This is a genomic window from Chryseobacterium sp. StRB126 (assembly GCF_000829375.1).
In the GTDB taxonomy this organism is placed as follows: domain Bacteria; phylum Bacteroidota; class Bacteroidia; order Flavobacteriales; family Weeksellaceae; genus Chryseobacterium.
The window spans coordinates 2,656,484-2,672,549 of the sequence record NZ_AP014624.1 but is presented as its reverse complement, the minus strand read 5'-3'; the positions used below and the strand labels follow the sequence as shown (position 1 = coordinate 2,672,549).

16 protein-coding genes and 1 pseudogene are annotated in these 16,066 nt (G+C 35.3%); 11 read left to right on the top strand and 6 right to left on the bottom strand.

The genetic code is table 11. The features are described 5' to 3' along the window. Positions 1-17: 17 nt before the first annotated feature. The 3 genes and pseudogenes from CHSO_RS26625 to CHSO_RS26125 all read right to left on the bottom strand — a co-directional run. Positions 18-71, bottom strand: a pseudogene (locus tag CHSO_RS26625) (hypothetical protein); the annotation flags it as partial. Between the two features lie 199 nt (positions 72-270). After that, positions 271-1,272, bottom strand: coding sequence for a pyruvate dehydrogenase (acetyl-transferring) E1 component subunit alpha (pdhA, locus tag CHSO_RS12070; RefSeq protein ID WP_045496217.1), 1,002 nt, complete (start codon positions 1,270-1,272; stop codon positions 271-273). A 316-nt stretch (positions 1,273-1,588) separates the two neighbouring features. Beyond that, positions 1,589-1,735 carry a hypothetical protein gene (locus tag CHSO_RS26125; RefSeq protein WP_198408398.1) on the bottom strand — a complete coding sequence of 49 codons (147 nt, stop codon included), beginning with the start codon at positions 1,733-1,735 and terminating at the stop codon, positions 1,589-1,591. Between the two features lie 568 nt (positions 1,736-2,303). On the opposite strand from CHSO_RS26125, the gene CHSO_RS12060 reads away from it, so the two are divergent. Together CHSO_RS12060 and CHSO_RS12055 are read left to right on the top strand one after the other, a co-directional pair. Continuing rightward, positions 2,304-2,906: a phosphatase PAP2 family protein gene (locus CHSO_RS12060; protein ID WP_045496215.1), complete on the top strand. Its 603-nt coding sequence runs from the start codon at positions 2,304-2,306 to the stop codon at positions 2,904-2,906. 8 nt (positions 2,907-2,914) lie between these two features. Then, positions 2,915-3,406, top strand: coding sequence for a BlaI/MecI/CopY family transcriptional regulator (locus tag CHSO_RS12055; protein WP_045502402.1), 492 nt, complete (start codon positions 2,915-2,917; stop codon positions 3,404-3,406). Between the two features lie 30 nt (positions 3,407-3,436). Here the strand turns inward: CHSO_RS12055 and CHSO_RS12050 are convergent, their stop codons facing one another. Further along, complete coding sequence (locus CHSO_RS12050) at positions 3,437-3,802, bottom strand: RNA recognition motif domain-containing protein (protein ID WP_045496213.1); 366 nt, start codon at positions 3,800-3,802, stop codon at positions 3,437-3,439. 412 nt (positions 3,803-4,214) lie between these two features. On the opposite strand from CHSO_RS12050, the gene CHSO_RS12045 reads away from it, so the two are divergent. The 8 genes from CHSO_RS12045 (at position 4,215) to CHSO_RS12010 (ending at position 13,437) form a co-directional block, all read left to right on the top strand. Further along, positions 4,215-4,631: a DUF6157 family protein gene (locus CHSO_RS12045; RefSeq protein ID WP_232509192.1), complete on the top strand. Its 417-nt coding sequence runs from the start codon at positions 4,215-4,217 to the stop codon at positions 4,629-4,631. Between the two features lie 96 nt (positions 4,632-4,727). Further along, a complete protein-coding gene (locus CHSO_RS12040; RefSeq protein ID WP_045496211.1) occupies positions 4,728-5,123 on the top strand; it encodes an acyl-CoA thioesterase in 396 nt (131 codons plus the stop codon). Next, entirely contained in the window at positions 5,120-5,680 is a 561-nt protein-coding gene (locus CHSO_RS12035; protein WP_045496208.1) for a helix-turn-helix domain-containing protein, read from the top strand. The genes CHSO_RS12040 and CHSO_RS12035 overlap by 4 nt, the downstream gene beginning before the upstream one ends. A 204-nt stretch (positions 5,681-5,884) precedes the next feature. Next, positions 5,885-8,740 carry a heavy metal translocating P-type ATPase gene (locus CHSO_RS12030; RefSeq protein WP_045496206.1) on the top strand — a complete coding sequence of 952 codons (2,856 nt, stop codon included), beginning with the start codon at positions 5,885-5,887 and terminating at the stop codon, positions 8,738-8,740. A gap of 398 nt (positions 8,741-9,138) precedes the next feature. Continuing rightward, a complete protein-coding gene (locus tag CHSO_RS25035; protein ID WP_052480578.1) occupies positions 9,139-9,999 on the top strand; it encodes a polysaccharide deacetylase family protein in 861 nt (286 codons plus the stop codon). 77 nt (positions 10,000-10,076) lie between these two features. After that, on the top strand, positions 10,077-10,736 hold the full coding sequence (locus CHSO_RS12020; protein WP_045496205.1) for a YggS family pyridoxal phosphate-dependent enzyme: 660 nt from the start codon (positions 10,077-10,079) through the stop codon (positions 10,734-10,736). Positions 10,737-10,791: 55 nt separating this feature from the next. Further along, on the top strand, positions 10,792-11,976 hold the full coding sequence (locus tag CHSO_RS12015) for a sigma-54-dependent transcriptional regulator (protein WP_045496204.1): 1,185 nt from the start codon (positions 10,792-10,794) through the stop codon (positions 11,974-11,976). A 99-nt stretch (positions 11,977-12,075) separates the two neighbouring features. Next, complete coding sequence (locus CHSO_RS12010; protein ID WP_045496202.1) at positions 12,076-13,437, top strand: MATE family efflux transporter; 1,362 nt, start codon at positions 12,076-12,078, stop codon at positions 13,435-13,437. Positions 13,438-13,717: 280 nt separating this feature from the next. Here the strand turns inward: CHSO_RS12010 and CHSO_RS12005 are convergent, their stop codons facing one another. After that, positions 13,718-14,221 (bottom strand): GNAT family N-acetyltransferase, encoded by a 504-nt coding sequence (locus tag CHSO_RS12005; protein WP_084220974.1) that lies wholly within the window; start codon positions 14,219-14,221, stop codon positions 13,718-13,720. Positions 14,222-14,627: 406 nt separating this feature from the next. Beyond that, a complete protein-coding gene (locus CHSO_RS12000) occupies positions 14,628-15,188 on the bottom strand; it encodes a Crp/Fnr family transcriptional regulator (RefSeq protein ID WP_045502389.1) in 561 nt (186 codons plus the stop codon). A 75-nt stretch (positions 15,189-15,263) separates the two neighbouring features. Between CHSO_RS12000 and CHSO_RS11995 the strand changes: the two genes are divergently transcribed. Continuing rightward, positions 15,264-15,953, top strand: coding sequence for an HAD family hydrolase (locus CHSO_RS11995; protein WP_045496200.1), 690 nt, complete (start codon positions 15,264-15,266; stop codon positions 15,951-15,953). Positions 15,954-16,066: the final 113 nt, after the last annotated feature.

The window sequence follows — 16,066 nt, the reverse complement described above, 5'->3', positions numbered from 1 at the left end:
TCTACACCAACGTATAAAAGGGTACCTTCTACTTCAGATTCGAAATCCTGAACTGCTTTGTCAGTTTCAATTTCAGCTAAAATATCTCCTTCCTTTACTTTATCTCCTACTTTTTTTATGCCATTTCGCCACCTTACCTTCCGTCATAGTGTCGGAAAGGCGGGGCATCGTAATTACTTCTGCCATAATCTATATTGATTTGAGATCTGAGATTTGAGATTTGAGATTTCAGAAATTTCAAACTTCAAATTTCAAATTAATTTTTATTTTTTAGTTTTCTAATTTGTCTAAGAATGGATAATCTTCCTGAGCGTATACATACTCATAGATTTTCTCAGCATCCGGATATGGAGAGTTCTCCATAAATTCGATACACTCTTCAACAAAGTCTCTTGACTTGTTATCCATAACTTCTAATTCAGCTTCTGTAGCCCATCCGTTTTCAAGAATTCTGTGTTTCACCAATTCAATCGGGTCATCATTCTTGTGAACAGCTACTTCTTCTTTAGATCTGTAAGGCTCAGCATCAGACATAGAGTGTCCTCTGTAACGGTAAGTTCTTGCTTCAATGAATGTTGGTCCGTCTCCTCTTCTTGCTCTTTCAATAGCTTCATAAGCCGCTTCTGCTACTTTCACAGGGTCCATTGCATCTACAGCAAGACAAGGCATTTCGTACCCTAATCCTAATTTATAGATATCTTCGTGGTTTGCTGTTCTTTTTACAGAAGTTCCCATAGCGTACTGGTTGTTTTCTACTACAAATACTACAGGAAGTTTCCAGTTCATCGCCATGTTGAATGTTTCATGTAATGAACCTTGTCTTGCAGCCCCATCTCCGAAGAAACAAATGTTTACAGCTTTTCTGTCGAAATATTTATCTGCAAAAGCAATACCTGCTCCCAAAGGAATTTGTCCTCCAACAATACCATGACCTCCGTAGAAACGGTGCTCTTTACTGAAAATGTGCATAGATCCACCCATACCTCCGGATGTACCGGTAGCTTTACCACAAAGTTCAGCCATGATTCTCTTAGGATCTACTCCCATCGCCATTGGATGGATGTGGCATCTGTAAGCAGTAATCATACTGTCTTTAGTAAGATCCATTGCATGTGTAAATCCGGCAGGGATTGCTTCCTGGCCATTATACAAATGTAAAAATCCTCTGATCTTTTGTTTTAGGTAAAGAGAACGGCATTTGTCTTCAAACCTTCTCCACATTGTCATATCTTCATACCACTTCAGGTATACCTCTTTAGAAAATTCTTTCATGTGTTAGCTCTTGCTTTTTTATGATGAAATAGTTGAGCAAAATTATGAAAAAAACTTTGTTTTTATTGTATGCATAAGTAACTTTTCGTTTTTTCTCTAAAATCTACTTGCAGGCGGAGTGGATTATTCTTAATTTTCGACCCAAAGAAACGCTTATTAAATGGCATACCAACTGTTATTTTCTTATGACAACATCTAAGAAATCAGCTCGTGAGTATAGTATTTTGGCATAATTAATAAAACTGGTTATCATCAAAACATTGCATTTTCTTCCCCTACTTCTTTCAACTTTAATTATTGTTAACATCTTTTTTGGTTATTTCAATAGCTTCTTTTCCGGTGAAAATTCTGAAAGTTTCAGCGTCCCATCTTCAATAGTATTAACAAAATCACCATGTAATTTTGCTGTTCGTATCTTAATATCTTTCCATTCCTGATCTGCCATAAAACCCTGCCATGCCATTTTCATCGTATTTTCATCTTTCCATTCAAGCAGATAGACAAACTCTGTCTTTCCTTCAAATTCAGACTCTCAGATAGACACGATATTGAATCCATACTTTTTCATGATTCTTAGGGCATGATCCTTAAACCGGTCTAAAAACACCTGTCTGTTGTCTTTTGGTATTTCATAAATTCTCAACTGATGAACAGGAACTAGCGAAGGCGAAGAATCTTTTTGAAGAATTGATTTGCCCAAAAACAAAACCACCCAGAACAAAAAGAAACCCTATAAATAGCTGTTTCATTATATTATGTATTGATGTAGTTTATTAGTCCTTATATATCATGTATTTTATCTGATATTTCAAAAATAGCTAACAAAAAACTCATTTCTCTTTAAAAATAGAAGGAATTAAAAATTTTCGGAAATAATACATATAATTTTCAATAAAAACAGAAGAAACATTTTATATAGTAAAGATCATCAGCGCTTGCCTGCATTATCAGTATCTCAAAAAAGACATCATCATTCGATCTTCATTTGTTTTTTGGCCTTATAATCTTATATTTGATTTTTAAACTTAAATATGGAAGAAAAAAAGTCTTCGCTTCTCCACAAAATATCAAAGATTATCTCAGATTTCTTCAATCCGCTGGTTTCTCTGGTTATTTTTTTTGTGTATATGAGTCTCAGGGAATATACTTTTAAGGAAACCCTTCTTTATTTTCTACCTGTATTATTAATGATTATTACACCGGTTGTCATCTGGCTGGTATGGAATGTAAAAACAGGAAGATACACCAATATGGATGTCTCCAACCGGGTTCAGAGAAAAACACTTTATGTATTTATTGCAGCCTGTGTTGTTATTTATCTTATTTTCAATTATGTAAAAAACGGATATATTGATCTGGTTATGCTTTTTATTTTAATTCTGCTTTTTGCTCTTCAAATCAGCAATTTTTTCATTAAAAGTTCAATGCATACTGCATTTAATATATTTGTAGCTGCATTATTTTTCACCTTAGACTGGAAAATGGGTCTTTTATGGCTTGGGATCGCCAGTTTGGTAGGTCTCACCAGAATTATTTTAAAAAGGCATACGGTAAAAGAAGTATTTATAGGAGCTGGAATAGCTTTTATGGTATCTTTTATTTATCTTTATTGCAATATACAATTTCAACATTAGAAGAATATATGAAAATCAATCATCTTACCGCCGCAGAAGAAAACTTTATGAAGCTGTTTTGGAAAATGGAATCTTTCTATCTGAAGGACGTTATGGAGCAGCATCCGGAACCTAAGCCACACCAAAATACGGTTTCCACATATTTGAAAATATTAGTTGAAAAAGGCTATTTATCTACCATAAAAGAAGGGAGAATCTTTAAATATACGGTACTTGTTCCGTTTGAAGAATACAGAAAGTTTCTGTTAAAAGAACTTACGCACAATTTCTTTAATGATTCAGGAAAGGAAATTCTTGAGTTTTTATTCAGTGAAAAACTGCTTACTCAAGATGATCTTAAAGGTTATTTTGATCTTAAAATTGAAATCAAACCAGCGAAAGTTGAAGAGCCTAAGTTTGAGGTTGCTGAAGAGATATTAAATCCGAAGAAAGAGAAAAAGGTAAAGATCAGCAAGGAAAAAGAAAAAGACAAAGAGAAAAAGAAGAAGAAAAAGAAATAAAAAAAGCGGCTTAAAAGCCGCTTTATATTTTTACCAACGATTTCCGCCGCCGTTACCACCACGATTTCCACCGCCGTAGCCACCGCCACCATTTCCACGATTGTTACCACCGTAACCTCCGCCTCTGTTGTTATCGAAGCTTCTTCTTGGCTTCTCTTCTCTTGGCTTAGCTTCAGATACGTTTAATGTTTTTCCGTTGAATTCTTTTTGATTAAGAGCTTCAATAGCCTGCTGTCCTTCTTCATCACCCATTTCGATGAAACCAAAACCTCTAGAACGGCCAGTTTCTCTGTCTGTTACGATTTTAGCTGATGATACATCACCAAATTCTGCAAATAGATCGTGCAACTCATACTCTTTAGTTGCGTAATTGATGTTTGAAACAAAAATGTTCATTTTGAATAAATTAAAAAATTAATAAAAATTTGGTATATAAAAGAAAAACAACATAAATTAATGAACAAATATTGATTCCAAATATAAACGTATGCAAGATACAATTAAAAATGTCAAATCAAAGCTTTTTTTTATCTCTTTCTCACATTAGTTTGAATTTAAATTCCATATCCTGCCAAAACGCAACATTAATTTATTGACAATCAATAAATTAATGTTAAAAGTTATCAAAAAGTTAAAGTTAGTTAACATAATAAATTATGCCTCAAAATAATTGTAAAAAAATAAACAATTGTTTGTCAAAACTTACAACCATCAATAACCAACCACATGTTACTAGTAAAATATAGAGAATATTATAGTATATTTATAACTCCTTTTAAAATCATATATATAGCCTTTAATCGGATTTATGATGAAACAGCACACCACCAATTGCATCAATACTTTTATAGAAGTCGCAGAAGATTGTCCCGTTTCCCAGGCACAGATTCCCCCTGAAAAGAAAGAAAAGACATTAGCCAATCTTCAATATGAAAAGATCAGTAAAAATCCTTACCAATATACTTCTGATGATATTATATTTGAATGTTATGCCTTTAAGAAGGATATTTCTGAAAATGAAAAACAGGAGGAAAGAGATCAATTCTTTTCCAAGGGCCAAGCCTGCCTCCGGTCTTCTCCTTTAGCCAAAAGGTACGGATTCGGATTTCATCATAATAAGGAAGGAAAAGTAGCCCTATACCCAAGAGAAAGCGAAGAGTATCAAAAGTTGTTAAACGATCCTAATATTACAAAGACAAAAGCAATGCGTTCCAAAAGAAAATGATTGAGAAAATGAATAATCTTCTTAAGATCAATAAATACTATTCTTTGGAAAAAGCCAGCTTTTAACGCTAAATTTGTACTGTAAATTATTAAGAACATGAATTACCATACAAGAAAATGGGTAAAACCCGAAGATTTAAATCCTAATCACTCTCTATTCGGAGGAAGACTTTTACAATGGATAGATGAAGAAGCAGCATTATATGCCATCATTCAGCTTGAAAACACTAAAGTAGTTACTAAATTTATTTCAGAGATCAATTTTGTAAGCTCCGCAAAACAGGGGGACATTATTGAAATTGGTATTGAAGCCACTCACTTTGGTTCATCTTCTATTACTTTAAAATGTGATGTCCGTAATAAAATGACTCATCAGACGATTATCACTGTAGATAAAATTGTTATGGTTAATCTGGATAACGAAGGAAATCCTGCTCCACATGGTAAAACCCAGATTGAATTTGTAAAAGACAGATTAAACAGCGGAGCATGAGGATCTTCATCAAAAATATGGTCTGCAACAGATGCATTGCCGCAGTAGAAACCATCTTTAATAATGCAGATATAAAAACCAGCTCCATTATTCTGGGAGAAGTAGAAACAGAATCGGAAGTTTCCGCAGCCACCATGCAATCTATTGAAGAAACCCTGCTTGCAACCGGTTTTGAAAGAATCATGGACTCTTCACATCAGCTTATTGAGAAAATTAAAAATCTCGTTATTGTAAAAATCAGCGAACTTGACATTGATGAAGATTTTCTTCTTTCTGAATTCTTAAGTTCAAGACTTCACAAAGATTACAGTTCTCTTTCCAAAACATTTTCACAGAATGAGAATATTACACTGGAACAGTTTTTCATCCTTCAAAAGATTGAAAAAGTAAAGGAACTCCTTTTATATAATGAATTCAATCTTACGGAAATTGCAGGAAAACTGGGCTACAAAAGTGTTCAGCATCTTTCCACCCAATTCCGCAATGTTACCGGATTTACGCCTACTGAGTTTAAAAAATTAAAAGACCATCACAGGAAGCCCCTTGATAATATTTAATTGGGGTCAGAGAGTATTAGGGTTTGAGAGTCGGAGCGTTCGAGTGCTACAGTTTAATATTACAGTAAATAATCAATCACTCCCCCTAACTGTAATACTCTCCCACTCTCAAACTCCTCAATCTAAATTCTATAACTATTATCCTTAAATTTATAACACCCTTAAATTTTCATTTTGGAAATTTGTACTATAAATTTAAGACTCATGGAACAACAGTATAACATACTCGGAATGACCTGTTCAGGTTGCCAGAAAAAAATATCCAATCAACTGAACAGCATAGAAGGAGTTACAGCCGATGTAAATCTGGAAAACAATACCGCCACCATCACTTCTGACCACGCGGTTGCTCTTTCGGTTTTAAATGATTCTCTGGCAGAAATAGGAAAATACAGACTGGAAGATCCCAACAACCCTGCAAAAGCTTTTGTAAAACCTCTGGACCGCGTATCACCATCGTCAGTATATTATTGTCCAATGGAATGCGAGGGAGATAAAGTATATTTCAAACAGGGCGAAAGATGCCCGGATTGTAATATGTATTTAGTTCCGATTGAGGAAAAACTGGCAAAAGATCCTAATCATAAACCTACTTATTCAGCCACAAATCTTCCTGAAAATTTTAAAAACAGTGTTGGGAAATATTATTGTCCAATGTTCTGTGAAGGAGATAAAGTGTATGATGAAAAAGGAGACTGTCCTGTATGCCACATGCATTTGGAAGAAATCTCTGAAGACATGGCTCAGAAAGTGGTTTCACACCATAGCCATTCACATTCACACGCTCATAATCACAGCCATCATCATGAAGCACCTAAAGTTACTGATGAAATGGCAGGAAAATACTACTGCCCAATGTATTGTGAGGGAGACAAAACTTATGACTCCAATGTGGGATGTCCGGTTTGTGGAATGGATCTGGTAAAATATCCGGAAAAGAAAACAGCAAAGTACACTTGTCCGATGCACCCTGAAATCATCAGTGATGAGCCGGGAAGCTGCCCCATCTGCGGAATGGATCTGGTAAGAATGCCCGACAGTGGAGATGATGATGAAGATGAAACCTACAACATCCTGAAAAGAAAATTCCTGATTTCACTGGCATTTACTGTTCCGGTTTTTATACTCTCCATGGGTGGAATGTTTATCAATTTTCCGTTCTCACACCAGATTCAAGGGTTTATTGAACTTGCATTAACACTTCCGGTTATGTTTTATTCCGGATGGTTTCTGTTAAAAAGAGGCTGGGTTTCATTTAAAACATGGAACCTTAATATGTTCAGTTTAATTGCTCTTGGGGTAGCCGCTGCCTTTATTTTCAGTATTACAGCCATAGCTTTCCCAGATATCATTCCTCATGAAATCCGTGGGCATAATCATGAAATCCCATTATACTTTGAGGCAGTCTGTGTTATTCTGACCCTTGTTATTCTGGGACAATTAATGGAAGCTGCTGCGCATAAAAAAACAGGAAATGCCATCAAAGAACTGATGAATCTTTCTCCGGATGAAGCCAATCTTATGGTGAATGGTGAAGAAAAAAAAGTATTGCTTTCTCAGGTGAAAATCGGGGATTTATTAAAAGTAAAACCGGGTGAAAAAATTCCGGTTGACGGGAAAATTATAGAAGGAAGCTCCATTGTAGATGAAAGTATGATTACCGGAGAACCTATTCCTGTTGAAAAAACGGTTGATGATAAAGTCTCTTCAGGAACGATTAACGGAAATCAGGTCTTCATCATGAAAGCTGAAAAAGTAGGTGATGAAACCTTGCTTTCACAGATCATTAAAATGGTAAATGAAGCCAGCCGAAGCAGAGCTCCTATTCAAAAACTGACAGATAAGGTATCAAAAGTATTTGTTCCTGTTGTCATCCTTATTGCGGCTCTTACTTTTGTCTCGTGGCAGTTCTTTGGCCCGGAAGGAAAAAGAAGTTTATTTGCTTTCGTGAATGCTGTAGCCGTTTTAATTGTAGCCTGCCCTTGTGCTTTAGGTCTGGCAACTCCAATGTCCTTAATGGTAGGGATTGGAAAAGGAGCTAAAAACGGGATTCTGATTAAAAATGCAGAAGCCTTGGAACAAATGAATAAGGTAAACGTTTTGATTACCGATAAAACAGGAACTTTAACGGAAGGAAAGCCTTCTGTAGAATATATTGAAACAGTAAACAATGAAGATAGAAACCAGATTTTGAAACTTGCCTTTTCACTGAATCAAAACTCTGAGCATCCGCTTTCCAATGCTGTTATTAAAAGAGCAAAGAATGAAAATATATCCGCTGAAAAGGTGGATCAGTTTGAAAACGTTTCAGGAAAAGGAGTAAAAGGAAACATCAATGGGAAAATAGCTTATCTTGGAAATGAGAGCTTATTAACTTCTCATCAGATCCAGATTCCCAACGCATTAAAACAGAAAGCAATAGAAGTACAATCAAAGGCTCACACGATCTCTTATGTGGCACAGGATCAGAACGTGTTAGGATTTATCAGCTTTACGGATAAAATTAAAGCAAGTTCCCAAAAAGCCGTAGAGCGATTAATGAGTGAAGGTGTTGACGTCATTATGATGACCGGAGACAACGAACACACTGCAAAAGCTGTTGCTGAAGAACTAGGAATTAAACATTTTAAAGCCAACTGTCTTCCTGAAGACAAACTGAACGAAGTAAAAAAATTACAGCAGCAAGGCAAAATTGTAGCCATGACCGGAGACGGAATTAATGACTCTCCTGCCCTTGCCCAATCCGATATAGGAATCGCAATGGGAACCGGTACCGATGTTGCCATTGAAAGCGCTGAAATCACCTTATTAAAAGGAGATATTTTGGGAGTAGCCAAAGCAAAATTATTAAGCGAGAAGCTTCTTAAAAACATCAAAGAAAACTTATTCTTTGCTTTTATATACAATGTTTTAGGGATTCCGGTTGCTGCAGGATTATTGTATCCATTCTTTGGAATTCTGCTATCACCAATGATTGCAGCGGCAGCAATGAGTGTAAGTTCATTATCCGTAATTCTGAATTCATTGAGATTAAACTCAGTGGATCTGGAGATCAAGTAATATTTTAAGACATTCATAAAAGCCTTTTCATTTCAGGATATGAAAAGGCTTTTTATTTTTAGATATCAAAACTTTTCGGAAAAGCTGTTTTCAGACTAAAGTAATAATCAGTATATATTAAAATTTTATTAATTAAAAATTAATTCCCCACCAATTGAAGAATATCGTTACTTCAATAAAAATAGAGAAAGACTATCGTTTTACCATTTATAAATGTTAAGGTTTACAGAAAACAAAACCATAACTTAACAATCAGTACTTTAATAAAAAAAGGCTTTAAAATAAAGTTCTTAAAATAAACTTAAAAACAGAAAACACAGAGAAGCATGGCATATAATTTGTTAACATTCAATAGTTATTTTTAACGATTTTTAACAATTTAAAATCCAATTATCTTTATGAGAAAAATTTTTGCGGGAAAGTCAACAAATAAGGCTTTTCTCGGGATGTTTGCATTGATGAGTGCAACTTCAGTAGTATTACACAGCTGTAATTTTAAAAATGATGTGAACGAAATCACCAGTTCACAGGAACATCCTGCCGCAGAAACTGCCCCTAAAATGGACGATGAGAGTGTAGATCCGGATAAAAGAGTGATCTACCTTACCTTTGATGATGGCCCTAATCAGGGAACAGAAAATCTTCTCAAGATTCTTGACAAAAGAAATGTATGTGCCACCGCTTTTTTAGTAGGAAGACATGCCTATGGAAGTACAAAACAAAAAAATGATTTTAAGCTTTTAAAGGAAAGTCCTCTTATTGAATTGGCTAACCATAGCTTCACCCACGCTCATAACAAGTACTCTGCCTTTTATAAAAGTGCTGATGCAGTGGTACGTGATTTTGATATTGCCAAAGACAGCCTGAAGCTTCACGACAAAATAGCAAGAACTCCCGGAAGAAATATCTGGAGACTTAACAATATTAATGTAACTGATATCAAAAGTTCTACTGCCGCAGCAGATGGTCTTAAAAGAGCAGGTTATAAAGTGATCGGTTGGGATCTTGAATGGAGACCCACCCATAAGATGACCTTAAAAGGAAGTCATGAAGCCATGCTTAAAAAAGTAGACAGTATCTTCCTTAACGACCTTGAAAAAACTTCAAGACACCTGGTTTTCCTTACTCACGACCAATATCTTAGAGATACTGATTCCATCAACGAATTGGATCTGTTTATTGAAAAACTGCAAAAAAGCAACAAGTTTGTTTTCAGAAAAATCTCTCAGTATCCCAAAATTAATGAGGTGCTGAACTAGTTTAAGGATTGAAAAAATCTGTTTTTTCTATAAGTTTAAACTTTGAACCTTAGCCTAAATTTCAGAAATTTGCATTTATGAGTATTAAAGAAAATTATAAAGCGATACAGGATCAGCTCACTTCCGGTACACAACTGGTTGCCGTTTCAAAAACGCATCCGGTTTCTGCTATTCAGGAGGTTTATGATCTTGGACAAAGAGTCTTTGGAGAAAATAAGGTTCAGGAACTGATGGAAAAGGCTCCTCTCCTGCCTCAGGATATTCAATGGCATCTGATTGGACACCTGCAGACAAACAAAGTAAAGTATATTGCTCCATTCATAGATACCATCCAAAGTGTAGATTCAGAAAAACTATTGACTGAAATCAATAAAGAAGCAGGTAAAAACAACAGATCCATTAAAGTGTTGCTTCAGGTAAAAATTGCCGCAGAAGAAAGTAAATTCGGACTTGAAATTTCAGAAGCGAAAGCTATTTTCCAACAATATATTGATGGGAATTTCCCTCATATTGAAATTACCGGTTTAATGGGAATGGCTACTTTTACAGATAATGAGCCCCAGATCAGAAAAGAATTTTTAACTTTAAAGGCCATTTTTGATGAATTAAATCAACTAAAACCTTTAAAAACCTTATCGATGGGAATGAGTGACGATTTCCCTGTTGCGATTGAATGTGGTGCTAACTCTGTGAGGGTTGGATCTGCAATTTTCGGAAGAAGAGACTATTCCCAATAGAATTTTAGGTATAGTTTTTGCTAATAATTGAAACAAAAAATCTAAATTTGCGACTATGCAAAAAATCCTTATAGTAGAAGACGAAAAAGCAATCTCAGGAGTACTTCACAGTATTCTTTCTGACGAACTCACAGATTATGAATTTGTTATCGCCGAAGACGGCCTTGAAGGTTACAAACAGGTAGAAAAAGAAGATTTCGCATTGGTGATTTCTGATATCAAAATGCCTAAACTTTCAGGAACCGAGCTTTTAAAGCAGAGTCTCGTATTAAAACCTGAAACTACCTTTATCATGATTTCAGGTCACGCAGACATTGATTCTGCTGTTTCCTGTCTAAAAGAGGGTGCATACGACTTTATTTCCAAGCCGATTGACATCAACAGGCTTATTACCAGCGTAAAAAATGCTTTGATTAAAGAAACTCTGAAGAAAGAAAACAAAAATCTTCAGACTGAAAATAAAACGTTAAAGAGAAAAGTAAATAAAAAATACCAGATGATCGGAACTTCTCCTGCCCTGCAGAAGATTCAGGATATGATCGAAAAGGTAGCTGTTTCTGACGCAAGAGTTCTAATCACAGGACCAAACGGTGCCGGAAAAGAATTGGTAGCTCATGCTATTCACAACCAAAGTGAGCGCGCAAGAGGGCCTATGATAGAAGTAAACTGTGCCGCAATTCCTTCTGAGCTTATTGAATCTGAGCTTTTCGGACACGTAAAGGGTTCTTTCACAGGTGCTATTAAAGATAAGCAGGGAAAATTTGAGCAAGCTAACGGAGGAACAATCTTCCTTGACGAGATTGGAGATATGAGCCTTATCGCTCAGGCCAAAGTATTGAGAGCTCTTCAGGAAAGCAAAGTATCTCCTGTAGGAAGTGATAAAGAAATAAAAGTTGATGTAAGAGTAATTGCAGCAACCAACAAAAATATGCAGAAAGAGATTGAGGAAGGTAAATTCAGAGAAGACCTTTACCACAGACTTTCTGTAATTGAAATCTACGTTCCGCCATTGGATGACAGAAAAGATGATATCAAATTATTGGTTGAACATTTCTCAGGTATGATTGCTGATGAGCATGGTACTGCTATGAAAAAGTTTGATGATAAAGCTATTGATGCTTTAAAAGCACTTTCATGGACTGGAAATATCAGGGAGTTAAGAAATGTTGTGGAAAGATTGATTATTCTTGGTGGAAATACTGTTTCTGAAAGTGACGTTGCAAGTTTTGTAAGGAAATAATACAACTATTATTACAATATTATAAAAATTTGCAGTACAACTACTGCAAATTTTTTTTTGGACTATATGAATAATAAACTATATGAATCTTAAAATATTATGAATTTTTTAAACAAAAACTACACAAAAGAATGCCTGACTTTGGCTCTGCCTGTGATGCTCACCCAGGTAGGGCAAGTTTCAGTGAATTTATTTGACAATATCATTGTCGGGAAACTCTTAGGGGCGGATGCATTAGCCTCTGTTTCTTTAGGGAATGCGGTGTTCTTCTCCATATTTGTATTGGCTCTTGGATTTTCATTTGCCATACCGCCATTGGTTTCAGAAGCACACTCAAAGGAGGATCATGCTACTATTAATTCTGTGTTCAGTCATGGTTTTATCATCAATATGGCTGTGGGAATGATCCTGATGCTGGTATTATTTGCAGTAATGCCTCTACTCTATCATTCCGGGCAGCCAGAGAAAATCATTCCTGATACAATAGGCTTTTTAAGTATTATGGTGGTCAGTATGATTCCCATTATGGCCTTCCAGACGCTTCGTGAAGTTTCAGAAGGCTTATCCTACACCATTGGAGTTACCAAGGCTACCATTATTGCTAACATCATCAATATTGCCCTAAACTACGTATTCATCAAAGGGCTTTGGGGAATTCCTCCAATGGGAGTACAAGGTTCTGCTTTAGCCACCTTAATTTCCAGAATTTTTATGGTGGTTTTCCTTTATTTTGTTTTGTTGAAGGAAAAAAGAACGAGACGTTATATCAAAGATTTTTCTTTGAAAGTACAAGACTTTTCTAAGGCTATGTTTGATAAAATGGTAAGATTAGGATTACCTACAGCTTTACAAATGTTCTTTGAAGTAACTGCTTTTGCCGGTGCAGCATTCATCTGCGGATTAATTTCTGCTCATGATATTGCTTCTCACCAGATCGCTTTGAGTATGGCTTCATTTACGTTCAACCTTTGCGTTGGATTCAGTGTGGCTTCTACGGTGATGATTGGAAGAAAACTGGGTGAACAGAACTTCGTTGAATTGAGAAAAGTAGGAATCAATAACTTAAAGATTGCTTTTATCTTTATGTGTATCTGTGGATTGTTTTTTATTTTAGGTAGAAATATATTGCCTACTTTCTTCACTAAAAAAGAAGAAGTTGAAGTAATCACCCTAGCATCAAAACTGATGATTATCGCCGCTTTATTCCAGCTTTCTGATGGAATTCAGGTAACAGCCTTAGGTATGTTGAGAGGTTTACAGGATGTAAAAATCCCGTCTATTTATACTTTCATTGCCTATTGGGTGATTACCATTCCTTTAGGATATTTCTTCTGTGTAACATTGGAAATGGGAGCTTTCGGAATGTGGATCGCTCTTGGACTAGGATTAACGGTTTCAGCCGTATTCCTTGTTAAACGATTCCTGAATATGTCCGCTAAGCGAATTAAGCAGAATGCATAATATACTAAAGGCTGCTTCAATTGAAGCAGCCTTTTATTTTTCCCACGGATTATTAATGCAAAAAATATAGAAATGGTTTCATTGTCTTCTAAATAAGTTTTGGCTAAAGCCAATGGCAGGAAAACCTTTTATGATGAATGGGCTAAAGCCCACCCCTATTGAATTTTATACAAATCTAATATCCGCAATAAATATCTGCGTAATCCACTAAATCTGCGAGAAACTTTTATGCAACACCAAAGAAAAAGGTTACCCTAAAATAAGATAACCTTTTATATTTTTATTGAATTCTTCTCCCTAAAATCTTCAGGCTTCTCTCAATACCATCCAAAACAGCTACATCTGGAAGTGTTCCCCAATCTTCAAATCCAAAGTGCCTGAACAGCTTTAAACTTGGTTCATTGTGAAGGAAAATAAGGGCAACCAGGTTATTTATTCCAAATTTCCCGGCATTGTCAATACAATACTGAAGAATGGTTTTGCCATACCCTTTTCCTCTGCAGCTTTCATCCAGATAAATACTCACTTCCACGGTTCCACTGTAAGCAGATCTTTCATGGAATGAACTGAAGCTTACCCATCCTACAATCTGTCCATCAAGATCTTCTACTATCCAAAGGGGTCTGGTCTCAGAATTATGCTCGTTAAACCATTGTATCTTGCTTTCTACGGAAACTTCTTCTACATCTGCCGTTACCATTCTTGAAGCAATGGTTGAGTTGTAAATGGCTACAATTTTATTTAAATCGGCTAATTCGGCATTTCTGAATTGTATATTTCCCATGGGTTATTATATTCAATATTTACGGTACAAAAATAATAAATTTCAAAAATACCCCTATCAATTTTGATCGAAAATTCAATTCTAAAACAAAAAAAACCATAATCACCCATCAAAAAAACACACATCTTACAGAATAAAACAAAATATTTTTTTTTGAAATACGCAAAGGCCCAAAAAAATTTGATATTGGAAATTTTTTAAGGTGCAAAGATTTTATCCTCGATAAAATTGAATACTGCATATATTATGGCCACAAATGCACGAATAATATAAACATCCATCTTTTTTAAAGAAATACCGCTTGAAAACGTATTTTCCTTACTGAGAATCTTCGATTCTAATACGCCTTAAAAACATACATAAAACTGGTTTAAAACCTTTGCGCCCTTGCATTTTCCAACAACTTTTATTTTAGATCCTTCAGGATTCTATTTAAGCTTCTTACTGTAATTCCGAGGTATGCAGCCATATCTTCTTTGGAAATCTGAATATTCTGTTTCGACTGCATTTTAAGCAACTGTGTAAGCGTATGTTCTACCGTATAAAGCTGCTGATAGGAGGCTCTGCTTGAGGTATTGATAATGCGCTCTGCAAAGGAGTTTAACAATAAATTATTCAGGATAAGATCTTTTTGAATCAATTCATTAAAATAGGGTAGACTTATGGTATAAGTCACAACATCCGTTAATGCTTCAATACCACACAGACAAGGGATGCTCTTAATCAGTTCCACTTCACCGAGGATTTCACCGCTCCCTAGAAATTCAATGATATATTCTTTCCCATTTTCTTCCTCAAAGTAGCATTTTGTAATCCCATCTTTAATCAGCATAACCTTAGATACAGAGTGATCCTGAATCAATAATTTCTGCTCTTTACAAAATGATTCCAGAATAATATTTTCTCCGGCTTGTTCACGATAAAGCCTTTCAATATGGCTTAAAAATGACTGATTTGTTCTTAACATAGGTCTCCGGGACAATTGTCCTTTGCTGATTTGTTTTTTATATAGAAATTTGAAGCAGAAATTTACAAAACTAAAATGAATAATCACATCACAACCATAGCTTTTGACGCAGATGATACCCTTTGGATTAACGAACCTTATTTTCAGGAAGCAGAAAAGGAATTCTGCGCATTGCTTGAAGACTATCTTCCCCATCATTCCGTATCTCAGGAGCTTTTTAAAACAGAAATGAAGAATCTTCATTTATACGGATATGGAGTAAAAGGATTTATGCTTTGTATGATTGAGACTATTGGAAGAGTTTCAAATAATACAGCCTCTTTACAATTGGTTAATAAAGCTATTGAACTGGGGCAGGAACTCCTTCAAAAACCGATTGAGCTTTTAGATGGAGTTACAGAAACACTTGAAAGTTTAAAAGGAAAATACAGGCTTGTAGTAGCTACAAAAGGAGATTTGCTGGATCAGGAACGTAAACTAAAAAATTCTGGATTACAGGACTATTTCCATCATATCGAAATTATGAGTGATAAAAAGGAAAATGATTATAAAAAACTGCTAAAACATCTTGACTGCCAACCGGAAAACTTTCTGATGCTTGGAAACTCCATTAAATCGGATGTTTTACCTGTTTTGGAAATTGGCGGATCAGCCGCTCATATTCCTTATCATATTACATGGAGCCATGAACAGCATGATATTAACCTGGAACATGAACATTTTATGGAATTAAAAGCTATTAATGAGATCTTACAATTTCTTTAGCCATTAAGATTATTAAGCTCTTTAAAATAGTAAGTGAAACTTCGCCTAAAGTTAGATTTTCTTATTCTTGTACAATAACTTAGCTTTGCTTATCATTCCATAAAAATAAAAAG